At 70.9% G+C, this 13,510-nt stretch carries 11 protein-coding genes; 3 read left to right on the top strand and 8 right to left on the bottom strand.

Annotated features, from left to right (window positions below):
* Window positions 1-104: 104 nt before the first annotated feature.
* A complete protein-coding gene (locus tag ABZU99_RS13025) occupies window positions 105-2,024 on the bottom strand; it encodes an ABC transporter ATP-binding protein (protein ID WP_356046938.1) in 1,920 nt (639 codons plus the stop codon).
* Between the two features lie 216 nt (window positions 2,025-2,240).
* Between ABZU99_RS13025 and ABZU99_RS13020 the strand changes: the two genes are divergently transcribed.
* Entirely contained in the window at window positions 2,241-2,879 is a 639-nt protein-coding gene (locus ABZU99_RS13020) for a LysE family translocator (RefSeq protein WP_356046940.1), read from the top strand.
* Between the two features lie 157 nt (window positions 2,880-3,036).
* Here the strand turns inward: ABZU99_RS13020 and glnA are convergent, their stop codons facing one another.
* Window positions 3,037-4,446, bottom strand: coding sequence for a type I glutamate--ammonia ligase (gene glnA / locus ABZU99_RS13015; protein ID WP_355939035.1), 1,410 nt, complete (start codon window positions 4,444-4,446; stop codon window positions 3,037-3,039).
* 285 nt (window positions 4,447-4,731) lie between these two features.
* On the opposite strand from glnA, the gene ABZU99_RS13010 reads away from it, so the two are divergent.
* On the top strand, window positions 4,732-5,199 hold the full coding sequence (locus tag ABZU99_RS13010; RefSeq protein ID WP_355939038.1) for an RDD family protein: 468 nt from the start codon (window positions 4,732-4,734) through the stop codon (window positions 5,197-5,199).
* Window positions 5,200-5,337: 138 nt separating this feature from the next.
* On the opposite strand, the gene ABZU99_RS13005 is transcribed toward ABZU99_RS13010, so the two are convergent.
* The 4 genes from ABZU99_RS13005 to lipB form a co-directional block, all read right to left on the bottom strand.
* The gene (locus tag ABZU99_RS13005) at window positions 5,338-6,018 is read right to left on the bottom strand and encodes a DUF4191 domain-containing protein (RefSeq protein WP_355939041.1); all 681 of its coding nucleotides are present in this window, start codon (window positions 6,016-6,018) and stop codon (window positions 5,338-5,340) included.
* A 10-nt stretch (window positions 6,019-6,028) separates the two neighbouring features.
* The gene (locus ABZU99_RS13000) at window positions 6,029-6,226 is read right to left on the bottom strand and encodes a hypothetical protein (RefSeq protein ID WP_355939044.1); all 198 of its coding nucleotides are present in this window, start codon (window positions 6,224-6,226) and stop codon (window positions 6,029-6,031) included.
* 234 nt (window positions 6,227-6,460) lie between these two features.
* The gene (gene lipA / locus ABZU99_RS12995) at window positions 6,461-7,411 is read right to left on the bottom strand and encodes a lipoyl synthase (protein ID WP_355939046.1); all 951 of its coding nucleotides are present in this window, start codon (window positions 7,409-7,411) and stop codon (window positions 6,461-6,463) included.
* 413 nt (window positions 7,412-7,824) lie between these two features.
* The gene (lipB, locus tag ABZU99_RS12990) at window positions 7,825-8,652 is read right to left on the bottom strand and encodes a lipoyl(octanoyl) transferase LipB (protein ID WP_356046943.1); all 828 of its coding nucleotides are present in this window, start codon (window positions 8,650-8,652) and stop codon (window positions 7,825-7,827) included.
* Window positions 8,653-8,853: 201 nt separating this feature from the next.
* On the opposite strand from lipB, the gene ABZU99_RS12985 reads away from it, so the two are divergent.
* Window positions 8,854-10,377 (top strand): regulator, encoded by a 1,524-nt coding sequence (locus ABZU99_RS12985; protein ID WP_356046945.1) that lies wholly within the window; start codon window positions 8,854-8,856, stop codon window positions 10,375-10,377.
* A 373-nt stretch (window positions 10,378-10,750) separates the two neighbouring features.
* On the opposite strand, the gene argJ is transcribed toward ABZU99_RS12985, so the two are convergent.
* Window positions 10,751-11,947: a bifunctional glutamate N-acetyltransferase/amino-acid acetyltransferase ArgJ gene (gene argJ / locus ABZU99_RS12980; RefSeq protein WP_355939810.1), complete on the bottom strand. Its 1,197-nt coding sequence runs from the start codon at window positions 11,945-11,947 to the stop codon at window positions 10,751-10,753.
* Between the two features lie 92 nt (window positions 11,948-12,039).
* A complete protein-coding gene (locus tag ABZU99_RS12975) occupies window positions 12,040-13,359 on the bottom strand; it encodes an NAD(P)/FAD-dependent oxidoreductase (RefSeq protein WP_355939055.1) in 1,320 nt (439 codons plus the stop codon).
* Window positions 13,360-13,510: the final 151 nt, after the last annotated feature.

The following is a 13,510-nucleotide window of genomic DNA, read 5'->3' as shown; positions in this document are numbered from 1 at the left end:
CGCCCGGCTGGCCCCGCCCGGGTTGACCTTGTGCGGGCCCTTCTCGCCGCCCGGCTGACCCCGCCCCGGCTGACCTTGCCCGGGCCCTCCTCGCCCGGCCCGGCTCACGGCGTCTCGCCGCGCGGCCCCGGCACCCCCCGGTCGTTCTGCAGCTCCCACAACTCCCGGAAGAGTCCCGGGGATCGGGTCAGCTCCTTGAACGTCCCCTGCTGGATGACCCGCCCATGGTCGAGGACGACGATCCGGTCGGCGACTGCGACATTCGCCAGCCGGTGGGTGACCAGCACGACCGCCCGATCCCGCGCCATCCGCCGCAGCCCTGCGAAGATCCGGTGCTCGGCTCGGGCGTCCAGCGCGCTGGTGGGCTCGTCCATCACCAGCAGCCCGGCGGGCCGGTGGAACGCGCGGGCCAGCGCGATCCGCTGCCACTGGCCGCCCGACAGCTCCACCCCGCCCCACCACTGCCGGGCCAGCAGCGTGTCCAGACCGCTGCGCAGCCCGTCCACCACCTCATGAGCCCCCGAGTGCTCCGCGGCCTCCCGGACTGCCGCGTCGCCGCCGTGCGGCTGGCCGAGGGTGATGTTGTCACGGGCGGACAGCGGCCAGTGCGCGTAGTCCTGGGGCACGACGGCCGTGTGGCGCCACATGGCCTGCGGCGCGAACTCCTCGACGTTTGCCCCGTCCCAGGTCACCGCCCCCTTGGTGGGCAGATAGAGCCCCGTCAGCAGCTTGCTCAGCGTGGTCTTCCCGGAGCCGTTCTCCCCGACCAGGGCGAGGACTTCGCCCCGCCGCACCTCCAGCGTGACATCGTCCAGGGCCGGAGCGTCCGACTCCGGGTACGCGTACGTCAGGCCCTCCGCCCTGATCACCTTCGGCGTCTCCGGCACCCGGCTGCCACGCCGCATCCGATGCCCGCCCGCCTCCTCGATGAACTCCGCCCAGTCGTCCAGATACAGCCCCGTACGGAAGAGCCGCGTCCCGTACCCGACCATCCCCTGCAGCGAGGCGCCGACCGTCCGCAGCGCGAAGACGGCCGTCCCCGCCGACGCCACCGACATCTGCCCCGAGCCCAGCAACAGCGCCAGTGCCGCCCACACCAGCCCGGACGCGAACCCTCCGGCCACCGCTCCCAGCACCGCATACCGGGCGCCCCGGTGCACCGCCTTGTCGGTCGCGGTGTCCACCCGCGCCCCGATCGCCCGGTACCGCTCCAGCAGAAACTCCGCCATGGTCCCGACACGGAGCTGATCGGCGATGTCCTTGTCCACCATGTACCAGCGCAGCAGCCCCAACGTGCGCCGGTCGGCGCTCATCGCGCGGCTGGTCTCGTAGTGGACGCGGGCCCCCTTCATCCCCGCGATCCCCTGCGGCAGCGCGGCCAGCAACAGCAGCGGCAGCAGCGCCGGATGGAGCACGGTGACCACGCCCGCCGCCGCGATCAGCGACGACAGACAGGCCATGAGCTGCTGCGACTCGGTGATCAGGTCCCGCGCGACCTCGGCGCCCCGGTCCGCCGCGTCCCACTTGTCGTTGAACCCGGGGTTGTCGTACGCCGCCAGCTCGGCGCTGATCGCCGCGTCCAGCATCTGCGTCTCGGCCTCCCGCGAGATCCGCGGGGAGAGCCTGCTGGAGATGTTGTTGACCGCGATCCCCAGCAGCGCCCGCAGCCCCGCCGCTCCGGCCAGCATCACGATCGAGGGCAGCGCCTCCCGGAGCCGCTCGGTGATGTGCCCGGACGAGATCAGCGCCGTGATCGTCCCCGTCGTTGCCAGCAGCCCGAAGGCTTCAAAGAACCCCGACAGCGCCTGACACACCAACAGCGCCACCACCGCCGTACGGTCCACCTTCCACGCCAACGCCAGCGACCGGCGTACCAGTTGCGGCAATCTGCGGGCCATCGCCCGGGTGGTGACGGGAGTTCTCTGCAGCGCCGTCAATGAGGGCGGCCGGAACCGCAGTTCCTCACTGGGCTGCCCTTCGATCGGCGGCTCGGCCGGTTGCTCGGCGGTGGTCCGGGCTGTCACAAATCACCCCTGACAGTGGGTTTTCGGAGCGGTGTGACACAGAGTGCCGCAGACCCGTCCCGAGTGCCCGGGGTTTTCGGCGGAGGTCCACCGATCGTGGAACGACCCCGCCGGGCAAGGACACCCGCCCCGGCCACCGGCGTCGGGCACAGGGCGGGCCCGGCCTGCGGAAAAGCACTGGAGGCGGCCACCGGGTTCGTGGTTACGATGCCCGTCATGGTGTCCGCCGACCGTCTCCTCGCCTTCGCGGCCATGTCCTTCCTGCTCATCGTGGTCCCCGGCCCCAGCGTGCTGTTCGTGGTCGGACGGGCGCTGGCGCAGGGCCGCCGCGCCGCGCTGACCACGGTCGTGGGGAACACCCTCGGGGCCTATGTGCTCGTCGTGGCCGTGGCCCTCGGGGTCGGGTCCCTCGTGGAGCGCTCGGCGCTCGTCTTCACCGCGCTGAAGCTGGTGGGCGCCGCGTATCTGGTCCACCTGGGCATCAAGGCGGTGCGCCGGCGCGGCTCGCTGCACGCCGCCTTCAGCGGCGAGGGCCCGGCGCACGGCAGCCTGCGCACCTTGTGGGAGGGGTTCGCGGTCGGCGTGGCGAACCCCAAGACCATCGTCTTCTTCGCCGCCGTGCTGCCCCAGTTCGTGGACCGCGACCAGGGCCATGTCACGCTGCAGATGCTGCTGCTCGGCCTGATCTTCAACGCCATCGCGGTGGCCTCGGACAGCGTGTGGGGCCTGGCAGCGGCCACCGCCCGCACCTGGTTCGCCCGCTCCCCGCGGCGCCTGGCCCTGGTCGGCGGGGTCGGCGGCCTCTCGATGATCGGCCTCGGCGTCACGGTGGCCCTGACCGGCCGCAAGGACTGAAGAACCACGGGGTGCCGGCGGATCATGGTCGCCCATGATCCGCCGGACAGGACCTGACCTCTCCGGAATACTTCCGTCGATACAAAAGGCCGTCGGCCGTGTCCTCCCATGAGGGAAGAGCACGGCCGACGGCCTGTAGCCCGTTCAGGCGACGTCTTTAGACGTCGAAGTAGAGCTCGAACTCGTGCGGGTGCGGCCGCAGCTGGAGCGGGGCGATCTCGTTGGTGCGCTTGTAGTCGATCCAGGTCTCGATCAGGTCGGAGGTGAAGACCCCGCCCTGGAGGAGGAACTCGTGGTCGGCCTCGAGGGAGTCGAGGACGGCCGGGAGGGAGGTCGGGACCTGGGGGACGCTCGCGTGCTCCTCGGGGGCGAGCTCGTAGAGGTCCTTGTCGATCGGCTCGGCCGGCTCGATCTTGTTCTTGATGCCGTCGAGGCCGGCCAGCAGCAGGGCCGAGAAGGCCAGGTACGGGTTGCCCGAGGAGTCCGGGGCGCGGAATTCGACGCGCTTGGCCTTCGGGTTGGAGCCGGTGATCGGGATACGCATCGCGGCGGAGCGGTTGCGCTGCGAGTACACCATGTTGACCGGGGCCTCGAAGCCGGGGACCAGGCGGTGGTAGGAGTTCACCGTCGGGTTGGTGAAGGCCAGCAGCGACGGGGCGTGCTTGAGGATGCCGCCGATGTAGTAGCGGGCGGTGTCCGAGAGGCCCGCGTAGCCCTGCTCGTCGTAGAAGAGCGGGGAGCCGCCCTGCCACAGCGACTGGTGGACGTGCATGCCCGAGCCGTTGTCGCCGAAGATCGGCTTCGGCATGAAGGTGGCGGTCTTGCCGTTCTTCCAGGCCACGTTCTTGACGATGTACTTGAAAAGCATCAGATCGTCGGCTGCGGCCAGCAGCGTGTTGAACTTGTAGTTGATCTCGGCCTGACCGGCGGTGCCCACCTCGTGGTGCTGGCGCTCGACCTGGAGGCCGGCCTTGTCCAGCTCGAGGGAGATCTCGGCGCGCAGGTCGGCGAAGTGGTCGACCGGCGGGGTCGGGAAGTAGCCGCCCTTGTAGCGGACCTTGTAACCCCGGTTGTCCTGCAGCGCGCCGGTGTTCCAGGCGCCCGCCTCGGAGTCGATGTGGTAGAAGGCCTCGTTCGCCTTGGTCTCGAAGCGCACGCTGTCGAAGACGTAGAACTCGGCCTCGGGGCCGAAGTACGCGGTGTCCGCGATGCCGGTGGAGGCGAGGTATGCCTCGGCCTTCTTGGCGATGTTCCGCGGGTCGCGGCTGTACTGCTCACCCGTGATCGGGTCGTGAATAAAGAAGTTGATGTTGAGGGTCTTGTCCCGGCGGAACGGGTCGACACGCGCCGTCGAGAGATCCGCGCGGAGCGCCATGTCGGACTCGTGAATGGCCTGGAAGCCACGGATCGACGAGCCGTCGAACGCCAGCTCCTCGTTCGGGTCGAACGCCTCCGCCGGAACCGTGAAGTGCTGCATGACGCCGGGAAGGTCGCAGAATCGGACGTCGACGAACTTGACGTCCTCATCCGAGATGAACTTCCGAGCGTCGTCGGCGTTCTGGAACATCCAACTCCTCCTAGCCCGGCCGCGGGGGGACGGGATTTGTCCGGTGGCGCGGTCCATGTGCGGTGGCGCGCGGTCTCCGACCATAGGCAGACGGGATTTCCCGGGCATGACCCATTTGTTTCACCCAGGTTAACCGGCTTGCGGGCGATCCGTGAGGACCCACGGGGGCCGAAATGGGGCCGGATGGGGCGGCTGGGGGGCCGCACCGGGGTCGGACGGGCGTCGGACGGCCCTGCCCCGGGCCCGCCCCGAGGGAAACGTATGCGGTCGCAGTAACGTAGTCGGGTGGACAAGAGGCAAGCAATCGGATCGTGGCTCTCCGGACCCCGCGCGGCTGCCGAGGAGATGGGCGTCGACCTGGGCTACCGGGGTCAGGGGCTGGGGCTGCCCGAGAGCGGACCCGGCGCCATCGCGCCGCTGGGGCGCCGCTTCGGGGCACTCTTCATCGACTGGGCCCTGTGCCTGCTCGTCTCGTACGCGCTGCTGGCCGGCCGTAACGCGCAGGCCGCCGGAAACTGGGCGCTGCTCGTCTTCCTGATGCTGAGCCTCATCACGGTGGGCACCGTCGGGGCCACCCCCGGCAAGCTGCTGCTGAAGCTGCGGGTGATCGGCGAGGGCGGGGTACGGCTGAGCCTGCCGCGGGCCGTGCTGCGCAGCGTGCTGCTGGTCCTCGTCATCCCCGCGGTGGTCTGGGACCGGGACACCCGCGGGCTGCACGACCGGCTCGCCCGCGCCGTCCAGGTCCGGGTCTAGACCGGTCTGGACCGCGGGTCCAGGTCCTGCCCCCAGACGTCCCCCCAGACCCCAGATCTGCGCAGAAGACCTGCGCAGACGTGGACGTATACGAAAAGGCGGTCCGGAATCTGTTCCGGACCGCCTTTTCGTCTGTGCTCACCGCCCCTTCGGCATCCGCATGCCCTTCGGCATCGGGCCCTTCGGGATCGGCATGTTGCTCATGAGGTCGCCCAGCGCCCGCAGCCGGTCGTTCACCACCGTGACCTGCGAGCCCGGCAGCACCCGCGGCAGCTTCAGCAGCGTGGTGCGGAGCTTCTTGATCTCCACTTGGCCCTCGCCGGAGCCCACGATCACATCGTGCACCGGCACGTCCGACACGATGCGCGCCATGCGCTTCTTCTCGGCGGCCAGCATGCCCTTGAGCCGGTTCGGGTTGCCCTCGCCGACCAGCACGATGCCCGCCTTGCCCACGGCCCGGTGGATGATGTCCTGGTTACGGTTCATGGCCACCGCGGGGGTCACCGACCAGCCGCGGCCCACGTTCTCCAGTACGGCCGCCGCCGCGCCCGGCTGGCCCTCCATCTGTCCGAAGGCCGCCCGCTCGGCACGGCGGCCGAAAACGATCGCCATCGCGAGGAAGGCCAGGACGAAGCCCAGGATGCCCAGGAAGATCGGGTGATCGATCAGGAAGCCGATCGCGAGGAGGACACCGAAGGTGACGATTCCCACGCCAGCGACGACAAGACCGACCTTCGAATCGACCTTCTTGGTCATCTTGTAGGTCAGGGCGATCTGCTTCAGCCGCCCGGGGTTCTCGGATGTTTCCTTCCTCGCCATACAGCGAAGTTTACGTGGCCTGAGTAGCCCCCGTGGACACGGCCTCCAGCACATGCTCGGCCTCGTGTCGGTCCTTCGCCCGGCGCCGGTCCTCCAGCACCGCGGTCCACGCGTTGCGGCGGGCGGTGCGCTGTCCGCCGCGCAGCAGCAGACCCTCCAGAGCGAGCAGCGCTTCGGTGACGGACGGGCGTACGGGCTCAGCCGGCATGGGTACCCCTCGGAAGCGGCGGATGATCACAACGCGCACACCGTTCAGTGCGTGGCTCAATCGTTACCCAATGGTGTTACCAGTGCGTGACCGGTCGGTCAAACACCGATGAAGCCTGGACGCGGCCCGTATCTGCCCTTGACCTGCGGAAGTGCGCGGGCCGTGGTGCATGCGGTGTGCCGGTACTCACACAGCGTGTTGCCGACACCGTCACTCCGTCGCGGAGCGTGGTGGTCACACAGCCTGTGAGGCCACTGCGACGTTACGCCGTTCGATGGCCTGCTGGTAGAGGCGGCCCGCCCGGTACGACGAACGGACGAGGGGGCCGGACATGACACCGGCGTAGCCGATCTCCTCCGCCTCCTCCTTGAGCTCGACGAACTCCTGCGGCTTGACCCAGCGCTCCACCGGGTGGTGCCGGGCCGAGGGACGCAGATACTGCGTGATGGTGATCAGCTCGCAGCCCGCGTCGTACAGATCCTGCAGCGCCTGGCTGATTTCCTCCCGCTCCTCGCCCATGCCCAGGATCAGGTTGGACTTGGTGACCAGACCCGCCTCGCGCGCCTTGGTGATGACCTCCAGCGAGCGCTCGTACCGGAAGGCGGGACGGATGCGCTTGAAGATCCGCGGCACCGTCTCCACGTTGTGCGCGAGCACCTCGGGGCGGGAGGAGAAGACCTCGGCGAGCTGCTCGGGAACCGCGTTGAAGTCGGGGATCAGCAGCTCGACGCCGGTGCCGGGCATCAGCGCGTGGATCTGGCGGACGGTCTCCGCGTACAGCCAGGCGCCGCCGTCCTCCAGGTCGTCGCGGGCGACACCGGTGACGGTGGCGTACTTCAGCTCCATCGTCTGTACGGATTCGGCCACCCGGCGCGGCTCGTCGCGGTCCAGGGCCTGCGGCTTGCCGGTGTCGATCTGGCAGAAGTCACAACGCCTGGTGCACTGGTCGCCGCCGATGAGGAAGGTCGCCTCGCGGTCCTCCCAGCACTCGTAGATGTTCGGACAGCCCGCTTCCTGGCACACCGTGTGCAGGCCCTCGCGCTTCACCAGGCCGTGCAGCTCGGTGTACTCGGGGCCCATCTTCGCCCGGGTCTTGATCCACTCGGGCTTGCGTTCGATGGGGGTCTGGCTGTTCCGGACCTCCAGGCGCAGCATCTTGCGCCCGTCGGGTGCGACTGCGGACACGTCCGGCACTCCTCTTTGCTTGGCGGCTCGGCTTGGCGATTTCGCTGGCGCGGCTTTCGAATCGTCGGCGGTCACCAGGGTACGCCCGTCATTCGTACGGATTTACGTCCAGGGCAACCGGTGGGTCCGGGGGCGCATTCCCGGGCTCCTGGACCGCCCGCTCCTGGACCGCCCGCGGCTGAGCGGATGCGGTGAAGTTCGCCGCTGATCCCTCGCCGTTCGGCCTGGCCGAGGGCCTGGACGCCGAGAAGGATCAGCACTTGACTTCGCCGTAACCGCTTGGACCGCACGCTCCTGGACCGCCCGCGGCTAGACCCGATGCCGGTGACTTCGCAGGCTTCCAAGGCATGCCGATCGGGGGCATCGCTTCAGGTCAGCGCCTCGCAAGCCCTATTGAGTCACCGGCATTGCGGCTAGACCGCCCGCGGCAGCGGAACCGCGGTCTCCAGGACCGTCCGCAGATGCTTCTCGACCACCGGGGTCACCTCGGACACCGGCACATCCCGGCCGAGCTCCGCGGAGAGCGAGGTAACGCCCGCGTCCCGGATCCCGCACGGCACGATCCGGTCGAACCAGGTGTTGTCCGGATTGCAGTTGAGCGCGAAGCCGTGCATGGTCACGCCCTTGGCGATGCGGACGCCGATGGCGGCGAGCTTGCGGTCCTCGCGGCGCTGGCCGGCGTTGGACGGGGCGTACTCCGGGCCGTTCAGCCGCGGATCGAACTCCTCGTCGTCCACCCGGGGGTCGAAGTCCAGCTTCAGCCCGCCGAGCGCCGGGCGCCGGTCCACCGGGTCGCCCAGCACCCACACCCCGCTGCGGCCCTCCACCCGGGTCGCCTCCACGCCGAACTCCGCGCAGGTGCGCAGCAGCGCCTCCTCCAGACGGCGGACATGCGCGATCACGTCCACCGGGCGGGGCAGCTTGAGGATCGGATAGCCGACCAGCTGGCCGGGGCCATGCCAGGTGATCTTGCCGCCGCGGTCCACGTCCACCACGGGGGTGCCGTCCAGGGGGCGCTCGTTGTCGGCCGTGCGCCGCCCCGCCGTGTAGACCGCCGGGTGCTCCAGCAGCAGACAGGTGTCGGGGATTTCATCCGCGAAGCGGGCGGCGTGCACCCGGCGCTGCTCCTGCCACGCCTCCTCGTAGTCGACGGCGTTCGCGCCGAAGCCGAGGTGGACGTAGCGCAGCGCCTGGGAGCCCGGGGTCGCCCCCGGCTCCGAAGATGCGGTCACGGCGGTCACGGCAAGCTCCTCTGCGGCGTCCAGTTGAGTGGCGGAGCCTCACGGCGGCGCCTCAGCCACTGTACGACCGTGCGCCGATCAGTCCCCATCCGGTCCGTTCTCACACGATCGGATGAATGCCGCCCGACGTTCGCGATCAGCGCTCTAGCGAACGTTAAATTCGCGCCGTTCCACAGAGCGAACAGGGAGACCGGCAGGCTGATGACGGAACGACCCCCGCAGCGCATTCCCAATCGTCAGCTCGCCGCGCTCATCGCCGAGGCGGGCTTCTCCAACGCCGGGCTCGCCCGGCGGGTGGACCAGCTCGGGCTGGAGCACGGCCTCGACCTGCGGTACGACAAAACATCGGTGACGCGATGGCTGCGCGGGCAGCAGCCGCGCGGCACCACACCGGCGCTGATCGCCGAGGTGTTCACCCGCCGCCTCGGGCGCCGGCTGACGGCGCAGGACCTGGGCCTCGACGCCTGTGCGCCCGTCTACGCGGGGCTGGAGTTCGCGGCCACCCCGCAGGAGGCGGTGGACATCGTCAGTGGGCTGTGGCGGAAGGACTCCGGCAGCCATGCGGAGCTCCGGAAGATCGCCTTCACCCCGGCGGGCCTGGTGGTCCCCAGCCGCGACTGGCTGATCGGGCGGCCCGACGACCGGGTGGCGCGCGGCGAGCCGTCGGGGCCCACGGCGGGCGCGGCGGCCGGTGCGGGCGTCGGCTCACCGGCGGTCCCCGCGGCCGGGCGGCTGCCCGCGCAGGGTGGCCGCGCCCCCGCCCAGGGCCGGGCGCCCGTGCCCCGGCAGCGCCATGCCGACCGTGATCGGCGCGGGCCCGGTCACCGGGTGACGATGGGCGACATCGCGGCGCTGCGCTCGGTCAGCGAGCTGTTCCGGACGCTGGACCGGACCTACGGCGGCGGTCACGCCCGGCAGGCCCTGGTGCGCTATCTCGAGCACGAGGGCGAGCCGATGCTGCGTGGCACCTACAGCGAGTCGACCGGGCGGCGGCTGTTCGCGGCGATCGCGGACCTGACCCGGCTCGCCGGGTGGACGTCGTACGACATCGCCGCACACGGGCTGGCCCAGCGGTACTTCGTTCAGGCGCTGCGGCTGGCGCAGGCCGCCGGAGACCGCCCGTACGGCAGCTATGTGCTGGTCACGATGAGCCGCCAGGCCGTCTATCTGGGCCACGGCCGGGAGGCCGTGCAGCTGGCCCGGGTGGCCCAGCAGGGGGTGGGCGGCAGCGCCCCGCCGGTGGTGCAGTCGCTGCTGCACGCGGTGGAGGCGCGCGGCCATGGCGTCCTGGGCGAGGTGCGGGCCTGCACCGCCTCGCTGGCGCGCGCCGAGCGGGCGCTGGAGACCGCCCGGCCGGGCGACGAGGTGCCGTACTGGGTGCGGTTCTTCGACGCGGCGCAGCTGGCCGACGAGTTCGGCCACTGCCACCGCGATCTCCAGCAGTACCGGGCCGCCGCCCAGCACGCGGAGCGCTCGCTCCAGCTGCGCGGCCCCGGCTTCGCCCGCGGCAACCTCTTCTGCAGGGTGGTGCTGGCGACGGCGCGGCTGGGCCTCGGCGAGCTGGAGCAGGCGTGCCAGCTGGGGGCGGAGGCGGCGCAGCAGGCGTCGGAGATGCGGTCCATGCGGGCGCTGGAGTACGTGCGGGACTTCGAGCGCCGGCTGGAACCGTACCGGGACGCGGCGCCGGTACGGGGGTATCGGGAGCGGGTGGCGGCGCTGGGGTAGCCCCAGGGCACCAGGGGCGCTGGGGTAGCCCCCGGGCCCCTGGTGGCGGGGAGGGCCCGGGGGCCGACCCTCAGGGGCTCTGATGGCCGCCTGCGCCCGCAGTCGCCACCCACGGTGAGCAGCGTGTCATCGCCGCTCCGGCCCAGCGCGGCTGGTTGCTTGCGTCGAGCGGGTCAGCGCATCGAGGTGCCGTACGCCGTCCTGATCCCGTCCGGGGCGGGGGCGATCTCGGCGACAGTGCGTCGCGCTGCGGGGAGCAGCGCGCTCAGCCGATGTGCACCCTCCGCCAGCCGTTGGGGAAAACGTGCAGCCGGCCCCTGCCAGTGGGGAATGACGGGAACGGTGTGGGATCCGCTGCTGCGGTCGAGCCCGGTCATGTCGTGTAGTCCGCGTTGACGCGGATGTAGTCGGCGGACAGGTCGCAGCCGTAGACCGTGGCTTCGGCCTGTCCGAGGCCGAGCGTGATGACGATGCCGACCTCGTCCTGGCGCATGATGCCGATGAGCTTGTCGAGGGTGTCGGCCTCGGGCTCTTCGGGGTACACCTCGATATCGCCGAACCTCACGGTGACGTTGCCCGGCGCGATATCGCTGTCGTCGGCGTTCTTGCCGATGGCCATCAGTACTCGACCCCAGTTGGGGTCGGCGCCATGGACCGCGGTTTTGACCAGAGGGGAGTTCACCACGCTCTTGGCGATGCGTTTGGCCTGTCCGTAGTCGCCGGCCTGGCCGACCGTGACACGCAGGAGCTTGGTGGCGCCTTCGCCGTCACTGGCCATCTGCTGGGTGAGGTCCAGGCACAGGTCGGTGAGAGCTTCGGAGAACCCCGCCGGATCGACTGGACCTGCGGCGCCGTTGGCGATGACCGCCACGGTGTCAGAGGTGGAGGTGTCGGTGTCGACGCTCAGACAGTTGAACGTGCGATTCGCCGCTCCGCGCAATGCGCTGTCCAGGTCTGCTGGGGACATGTCCGCGTCGGTGAACACGTAGGCCAGCATCGTGGCCATATTGGGCTCCAGCATGCCGACACCCTTGGCGATGCCCACGATGCGGGCCTGCCCGACGGTCCGTAGGGCGGTCTTCGGGCGGGTGTCGGTGGTCATCATCGCGCGGGCCACATCCAGCGGCCCGGCCACGAACGCCGCGAGGCCGCGCGTGGCGGTCTCGTCGAAGTGCGTACGGATGGTGCCCATCGGTAGAGGGCGTCCGATGACGCCGGTGGAACCGATGAGCACCTCGTCCTCCGGGATGCCCAGGATCCCGGCGACGCGGCGAACGACTTCGGCGGCGTTCTCCTCTCCTTGGCGCCCGGTGGCGACGTTCGCGTTCTGCGCCAGCGTCGTCACGGCACACAGGTTCTGTCCCGCAGCGTGGGCACGACTGAGGGTTACGGCCGGACCCGCGAAGAGGCTCCGGGTGAACATCGCCGCGCTGGTGGCTGGCCGGTCCGACGCGACGATTGAGATGTCGTCGCCGTGCTCGCGCAGTCCGCCGTGCCCTGTGTAGGCCCGGAAGCCTGTCGGCCAGGTCACAGGGCCAGGACTTCGATTCAATGCATGAACATGTGTCATACGGTATATGTTTGCACTTTGGGTGTGGGCCGTCCATCCACTTTCGAGTGCCACCCCCGAACCCACTCCGGCCCCCTCGGGCTGACGCGGGTTCAGGCCGCCGCGGCCGGGAGGGTTCCGGTGCCGGCACCCGGCCGGACGCCGAAGTCGCTGAGGACCGCGCGGGCGGCGCGGCGGCCGGAGACCAGTGCGCCCTGCACCGTGCTGGAGTCCCGGTGATCGCCGCATACGTACAGCCCCGACAGCAGTCGCACCGGCCGCCGGGGGTCGTGCGGCGCGGGCATGGCCGGGACCGCGTACGGGTCGTGGTGCGCGGCCAGCAGCTCCCAGTCGGCCGTGGACGCCCCGTAGACGGCCCGCAGTTGCGCCCTCGCGGCCCGGTCGAGCTCGGCGGTCGGCAGCGCGGCCGCGGTGCCCAGCACCGTGGAGGTGATCAGCACCCGGCCCGGTGGGGTGCGTGAGGGGTCGACCTCGCTGGCCACCGTGGTGTGGGCGACCGGCCCCTGGCCGTCCGCGGCGAGGATCAGCGCGGGCTCGCGCAGCGGCGGCCGGTCGGCGGTGTGGTGCACCATGGTGACCGGGTGGAAGGCCGGGAGGCGCAGCCCGGGAAGGAGCTCGGCCGCGGCGTGCGCCCCGGTGGCCACCAGCACCGAACGGCAGCCGATCTCGCCGTGTTCTGCGGTGGCCACGGCGGTGGTGGAGGCCGATACGGCCCGTACGCCCGTACGGACCGTCCCCGGCGGCAGCGCCGCCGCCAGCAGCTCGGGGACGGTCGACGCGCCGCCCGCCGGCAGGCAGAGCCGGCCGCGTGCGTAGCCGCGCAGCGCGAGATCGGCGCAGCGGCTGGAGGTGGTGAGCTCCGGGTCGCTCAGCAGCGAGACGAGCAGCGGGCGCAGCACCCCCTCGACGGTACGGGCAGGTAGGCCCCGCCCCCCCAGGGTCTCGGAGACCGGCCGGTCGGGGCGGGCGAGTAGGCGGTCCGCGGGCAGGGCGGCGAGCCTGCCGAGCGCGGCACCGAGTCGGGCCTGATCGAGCCCGCCGCCGAGGGGCGCACGGGCGGCGTTCGCAAGGGCGCGTGCCGAGGTGAATGCGCCCCTCATGCTCCGTGGCGTGCCGATCCGGTGCGTGCGGCCCTCGCTGTGGACCAGCACGCCCTGGGCGAAGGGGCGCAGAGCGAGGGCGCCGAGCCCCGGAGTGCGCCGCAGCTCCGGGCAGGACGTATTGACGAGCTGGCCGGTACGGTCCAGCCGGAAGCCGTCGACCGTGTCGGTGGTCATCCGCCCGCCCACCCGTGGGGCGGCCTCCAGGACGGTGACCGCCACTCCGGCGCTGGTCAGCAGCTGAGCCGCGGCCAGCCCCGCGAGTCCGGCTCCCACGATGACGACGTCCGTGCGGTGCGCGCTGCTGAGCACGTGCCCTCCCCGAGTTCGGGTGTGTCCGTTACGGGGGCGTGTAGCCCCGACCGGCGGCCCGGATGCGTGAGTCCCGCGAGACGGCTTCGTGACACGGGTTACGCGGGACGGTCATGACGTTAAGGACAAAAGCGGTCGATGACAGACGCGC

Origin of the sequence: Streptomyces sp. NPDC005266, from assembly GCF_040607655.1 — a bacterium.
GTDB lineage: Bacteria > Actinomycetota > Actinomycetes > Streptomycetales > Streptomycetaceae > Streptomyces.
The sequence above is the reverse complement of the archived record's forward strand: the minus strand, read 5'-3'. Positions and strand labels throughout refer to the sequence as shown.

Coding starts and splice junctions, on each gene's coding strand:
- ABZU99_RS13020 (WP_356046940.1), top strand. CDS start 2,241: ATGGTGTCCGCCGACCGTCTCCTCGCCTTCGCGGCCATGTCCTTCCTG.
- glnA (WP_355939035.1), bottom strand. CDS start 4,446: ATGTTCCAGAACGCCGACGACGCTCGGAAGTTCATCTCGGATGAGGAC.
- ABZU99_RS13005 (WP_355939041.1), bottom strand. CDS start 6,018: ATGGCGAGGAAGGAAACATCCGAGAACCCCGGGCGGCTGAAGCAGATC.
- ABZU99_RS13000 (WP_355939044.1), bottom strand. CDS start 6,226: ATGCCGGCTGAGCCCGTACGCCCGTCCGTCACCGAAGCGCTGCTCGCT.
- ABZU99_RS12985 (WP_356046945.1), top strand. CDS start 8,854: ATGACGGAACGACCCCCGCAGCGCATTCCCAATCGTCAGCTCGCCGCG.
- argJ (WP_355939810.1), bottom strand. CDS start 11,947: ATGACACATGTTCATGCATTGAATCGAAGTCCTGGCCCTGTGACCTGG.